The organism is Dapis hubbardiae BLCC-M172, from assembly GCF_050016015.1.
Taxonomy (GTDB): Bacteria; Cyanobacteriota; Cyanobacteriia; order Cyanobacteriales; family Microcoleaceae; genus Trichodesmium.
Window position 1 is genome coordinate 1 of sequence record NZ_JBNHEQ010000122.1, and the last position, 5,916, is coordinate 5,916.

General features: G+C 36.6%; 4 protein-coding genes. All 4 read left to right on the plus strand.

What is annotated here, in order from left to right:
- Window positions 1–473: 473 nt before the first annotated feature.
- The 4 genes from psbA to ACP6PK_RS11080 all read left to right on the plus strand — a co-directional run bounded on the left by psbA (window position 474) and on the right by ACP6PK_RS11080 (window position 5,794).
- Window positions 474–1,535, plus strand: a complete 1,062-nt coding sequence (gene psbA / locus ACP6PK_RS11065) for a photosystem II q(b) protein (RefSeq protein WP_426559649.1) — start codon at window positions 474–476, stop codon at window positions 1,533–1,535.
- 774 nt (window positions 1,536–2,309) lie between these two features.
- Window positions 2,310–2,774, plus strand: coding sequence for a hypothetical protein (locus ACP6PK_RS11070; RefSeq protein ID WP_426559650.1), 465 nt, complete (start codon window positions 2,310–2,312; stop codon window positions 2,772–2,774).
- Between the two features lie 95 nt (window positions 2,775–2,869).
- Complete coding sequence (locus tag ACP6PK_RS11075; RefSeq protein ID WP_426559651.1) at window positions 2,870–3,988, plus strand: RNA-guided endonuclease InsQ/TnpB family protein; 1,119 nt, start codon at window positions 2,870–2,872, stop codon at window positions 3,986–3,988.
- Window positions 3,989–4,252: 264 nt separating this feature from the next.
- Window positions 4,253–5,794: a glycosyl hydrolase family 28-related protein gene (locus ACP6PK_RS11080; RefSeq protein WP_426559652.1), complete on the plus strand. Its 1,542-nt coding sequence runs from the start codon at window positions 4,253–4,255 to the stop codon at window positions 5,792–5,794.
- Window positions 5,795–5,916 lie beyond the last annotated feature (122 nt).

Here is a 5,916-nt window from a genome sequence, read left to right on the forward strand (position 1 = left end):
CAACTTCCCTCTAGACTTAGCTTCTGTTGAAGCTCCTGCTATCAAGGGTTAATTTTTTAATTAGCTAATAAAAACGCTCTCCAAAAATGGGGGGCGTTTTTTTTTGTTTTGTTTATAGAAACCATTTGGTATCTCCGCAAAGGTGAGGGTTTTTGCCAAAGGAGTCAGTCCTCAGGGGATTGAGAAATACTCAGAGGGGAAAAAAGTAGAAAAATGCCCCCATATCCCCATCTCCCCACTTTGAAACAGCTATAAACCATAAGCGGGCTACTTTTTAATCGATCAATTAATTTATAGATAGTATTATTTCGATTAATATAAGTCATACTTATTAATTAGATTTAATACATTACGACACAAACCCCTTTACAAAACGAAATAAACTAGCTAAAGTATTAATAACGGTCAAGGAACACAAAACCTCAAGACCGCCGTACCTCGAAAATTTCATACATACAGCAATCATACATACTATGACTACAACCTTACAACAGCGTGAAAACGCCAACGTATGGGAAAAGTTCTGTAGCTGGGTAACAAGCACAGACAACCGTTTATACATCGGCTGGTTCGGTGTATTAATGATCCCTACTCTCTTAACAGCTACTATCTGCTACATTATCGCTTTCGTAGCAGCTCCTCCAGTAGACATCGATGGTATCCGCGAACCCGTCGCTGGTTCCCTACTATACGGAAACAACATCATTTCCGGTGCAGTAGTACCTTCCTCCAACGCAATTGGTCTACACTTCTACCCAATCTGGGAAGCAGCTAGCTTAGACGAGTGGCTCTACAACGGTGGCCCATACCAGCTAGTAATTTTCCACTTCCTCATTGGCGTATTCTGCTACATGGGTCGTGAGTGGGAACTATCCTACCGCTTAGGTATGCGTCCTTGGATCTGTGTTGCTTACTCTGCTCCTGTAGCAGCAGCAACAGCAGTATTCTTAATCTATCCAATCGGACAAGGTTCCTTCTCCGATGGAATGCCTTTAGGAATCTCCGGAACATTCAACTTCATGTTAGTGTTCCAAGCAGAGCACAACATCTTAATGCATCCATTCCACATGCTAGGAGTAGCAGGTGTATTTGGTGGTTCATTATTCAGTGCAATGCACGGAAGCTTGGTAACTTCTTCCTTAGTTCGTGAAACAACAGAAACTGAATCTCAGAACTACGGTTACAAATTCGGTCAAGAAGAAGAAACTTACAACATCGTAGCAGCTCACGGCTACTTCGGTCGTTTAATCTTCCAATATGCTTCATTCAACAACAGCCGTTCCTTGCACTTCTTCTTGGGTGCATGGCCAGTAGTAGGCATCTGGTTCACAGCATTAGGAATCAGCACAATGGCCTTCAACTTAAACGGTTTCAACTTCAACCAGTCCATCATCGATTCTAGTGGTCGTGTGGTCAACACTTGGGCAGACATCATCAACCGCGCTAACTTAGGTATGGAAGTAATGCACGAGCGTAACGCTCACAACTTCCCTCTAGACTTAGCTTCTGTTGAAGCTCCTGCTATCAAGGGTTAATTTTTTAATTAGCTAATAAAAACGCTCTCCAAAAATGGGGAGCGTTTTTTTTGTTCGTAGGGGCGATTCGTCGCAATGACAACTGTTCAACCGGATTTTATATCAGGACTTACGTAAAGAAACCGGGTTTTTATGATAAATCGTTGTTTTTATAATAGATATCTAGGAAAAAGCCCGGTTTCTGAGTTTTTCTGCGTAAGTCCTAGACATCAGAAAAGATTTTTGCTGGGCTTTATTGCATGAAAGTATTATAGCTGCCGCAGTTGCTTTGCATATGTACAATAATAACCTGCCGAAACTGCTGTAACTATTGCGCAATAGATGAATAGAACATCAATGTGGAAAATAAAAAGTCTGAAACTTTTGCCTGTAAAGGCTTTGAGTTTTAATTTGCCAGCCCTAACTATTGGACAATAAATGAATAGAACATCAATAATTGCGAAAGAGAGCGATGTAGCTGTGGAATGGATGTTCTATCGCTACTTTCATGCAACAATTTGGCTGCTAAAAAAGTAGAGAAACCCGGTTGGTCTCAAATGCCCTTGTAGGGACGTTGCATGCAACGTCCCTACCATTAACCTCCCAGAAACCCGGTTTATGATAACGCTCGAAGCAAGCGGAAAAGCAGAGAAACCCCGTTTCTGGGTTCATCTGCGTAAGTCCTGATTAATACGCTCCTGGCTCATAATTATCAAAAAAGTTATTCAGTCTGTGTTAATTACTTAATAATCGAAGTACCATCTAAGTATAGCATTTTCTACAAAACTATATATTATGATGCGTCGGCTAATTAGTTTATTTTTAGTGGTTATATTTTGGCTTTCCACCCCTAGTGTGAGTGTTGCCCAAAATAATATCAATAATCTTGATAACCTCCCACTAGAAAAAGTTCAAGAATTAATTTCCATTCGACACAGTATTACTACTATTGAGGAACTAGAAAAAAGGGGTGTACTTTCAGAAACTCAGGCAACAACAGAAACAAAAGATTACTTAGAAAAATCTCAACTTATTGTTGGGGAAAAGTTAAGCTTAGAAGAGATTATACAATTAACTAATAATTACGAAATAGTTACACCGGGAAGCCAAACAAACATAATTCAAAAAGTCGCTGGTTTTGTGACTTTTACAAATATTATCTTGACTGCAGCAGCAATTTTACTTGTGTTTGCAGTCGCGTCGTTAGCTTCTCTATATTTAATTCCTATTCTGAGACTGATGCCAGAGTGGGGTGATTAACTGTTAAACTTAAACCGTAGAAAATAGTTGTAAAATTTACAAAAGTTTTGTAATATTAAACAAGTAACAACTAAAATATGAAAAATAAAAAGTGAATGCGACTTGTTGACAGACATATTATTAACCGAACACATAACTTTTGGCGAGTGTGTGATGAGTTAGCCTTTAAGTCGAAAAACTTGTACAACTTAGCTAATTATTATTGTCGTCAGCATTTTTTCTGTACTGGTAATAGTCTGGATTTAACTAAACTATACCACGCCACCAAAGATAGTGATGCCTATAGAGCATTACCAACTAAAGTATCAAAACAAATAATCAAATGCTTGGTTGCCACTTGGCGTGGTTATTTTCAGGCAATCATTGAATGGTCAAAACATCCAGGGAAGTTTTTAGGTAAACCCAAAATACCAAAGTATAAGAATAAAACTCAAGGTAGGAATGTAGTTATATATTCCAAAGAATCAGTCTATAGAGCAAGTCTCAAAGATGGTATGTGTCACTTATCCATGAGTGAAATCAAAATACCTGTAGTTGTGGATACTGTGATAGAAGTAAGGATAGTACCTGCTACTGCCTGCTATATAATTGAAGTAGTGTATGAAAAAACGAATCAGCCACAAATAAACTCAACATATGTAGCCGGAATTGACTTAGGAATTGACAGATTAGTTGCTCTATCTACAAACAAGCCCGGTGTTAAACCTATACTGATTAATGGGAAGCCACTAAAAAGCGTCAATCAATTATATAACAAGCGAAAAGCTAAGTACCAAAGTCATCTCAAAGGCAACAGAAAAACCAGTCGTAAGATTGAAGCATTGAGTTATCATCGAAATCGTTTTGTCGAGAATTATCTACATAACACCAGCAAGTTAGTTGTCAATTATTTAGTGACTAATAATATTGGTACTGTAGTCATAGGCAAAAATGATAACTGGAAACAAGGTGCAAACATCGGTAAAAAAAACAATCAAAACTTTACCCAAATACCGCACTCTAAGCTAATTCAACAGATAACTTATAAATGTCAACTAGCTGGGGTTAAAGTCATTGAAACTGAAGAAAGTTACACCAGTAAAACATCTGCTATTGACTTAGAATTGCCCTTTGCTCAAGAAAATTATTTGGGAAAACGAGTCAAACGTGGTTTATTCAGGAGTGAAACTGGTATAGTCATTAATGCCGATGTTAATGGCAGTCTTCAAATATAAGATAAGAAATTCCCAGAGGCATTTAGTACCGTTTGCCTAGCATTCCGTAGGATGGGAATAGTGAGCTGTGCCGTACAGCCAATATTGGTTAATCCAATATCAAGATAAAAGCTGTCACGATTTTCTACAGTTTTTTTCGTACGGTTATGAAATTATTATTTACTTCTAAAATACTTTAATCGACGTGAAAAAAAAAATTGGCAAATTTTATTAGGAATTATAGCATTTATCAGCTTTACTATAGGAAGTTTTGCAGTAAGCCAATTGCTAGTAACTACTTCTAATAATTCACCAATTGTTTCTCAAATGAATAATTCTTGCGGTAGTCTTAGTGGGGGAATTACAGATAATGCGATCGCCACCCACTACGGCAAAGATATATATCCTTGGACAAATCAAATCAAATGGAATTGTGTCTATAATATCAAAGATTTCCCAGGAAATAATATTAATAAACGCTTTAATGCTGCGCGAGATGCTGTGGCATCAAACGGTGGAGGAGTTGTCTATTTTCCTGCAGGAACATACAACTTTACTGATAGTATTAAACTCAAAAATGGTGTGATTATTCGTGGCGAAACACCCACATTTAAAGATGCTAAATCAAATTCTTTTTCACCTCCAACTAAATTAGTATTTCCCAAATATAAACCTCAACTTTCTGGTAGTGGCACGCCTAATAATACGGCATTTAAAAATATCTCTACAACTGCACCAGATACAGATAGTAATATCGGTCTGATTAATCTTGATATTAACCGTGCTGCTATTAGTATTAAAGCTGATTTAGATAATGGCAAAAATCAAAATATTATTATTTTTGGAGTTCGGAGTAATAATGTTGCTGAACCAGACCCAGGAGTTCCAGATATTGATTTTCAAGAACCTTGGCAAAGACTGAGTTATCGATTTGCAGCTAATATTATAGTTAATGGCTATACTAATGTTTTAATTAGCAATAATCGCCTCAACGATCAAATAACAGATAATTATAATCAACCTGGTTATAAAGTTAAGTCACGAGATAAAAAGTCAATTATTACTTATCAAAATGATGAGGTAAATTTCAGTTATACAAATCACTATGGAATAGTTATAAATCGTGGCAAAGGAAGTGGTTTTAAGTTAGCAGCAACTCCAGAAACGGAACCAGGATTATTTCGTCAGGGAATAGTAGTTAGAGATAATTGGATTTATCATACAATGCGAGTGGGAATTGTGGCTGCTGGTGATGGTTTGATAATTAAAGATAATCAGATTAAAGACCAAAAAAATAAACAGTATTGGATAGACCCCACAGGGAAAAGGGAGACTACAGGAGCAGTAACTTTAGAAAATCGGGGTATTGATTGGTCTGGATGGAATGTTTTAATTGAGGGAAATAATTACGAGGTTTATAGACATAGGATAGGAAATACTAATTATTTGAGTGTAGATGGAGAAGGGATTTTAATTCAGGAATGTTGTGGAGGTACGACCGTAAATGGAGTAATAATTAAGAATAATCGGGGTAATGCTTATATTGGTTTATATAAGGTTCGATATATTCGTAATGTCAGGATTGTTGATAATCAAATAACATCTAATATTTTTGTGATGGCTGATACGAATAGCACGCCTTATTCTATGGAAAATGTGAGAGTTGAAAATAATAATGTAGCTGGTAAAATTACGATGAAGGCTAGTTTGGGTGGTCGGGGAAATTTGATTGAGAATAATATTGCTAAAGGTAAGAGTGTTATAGAATATTCTTGTGGAGTTAAGGTTAAAAATAATTCTGGTTTTGAGGTGAGAAATTGTTCCTAGGGAAGGGTTGAATAAATGGGAATTACTATATCTGTCAATCCTGTTCAATAATTGATAATTGATAATTGATAATTGATAATTACCTCTGGTTAAAACCTTTCTTGATTGAAGATTGGGAAATA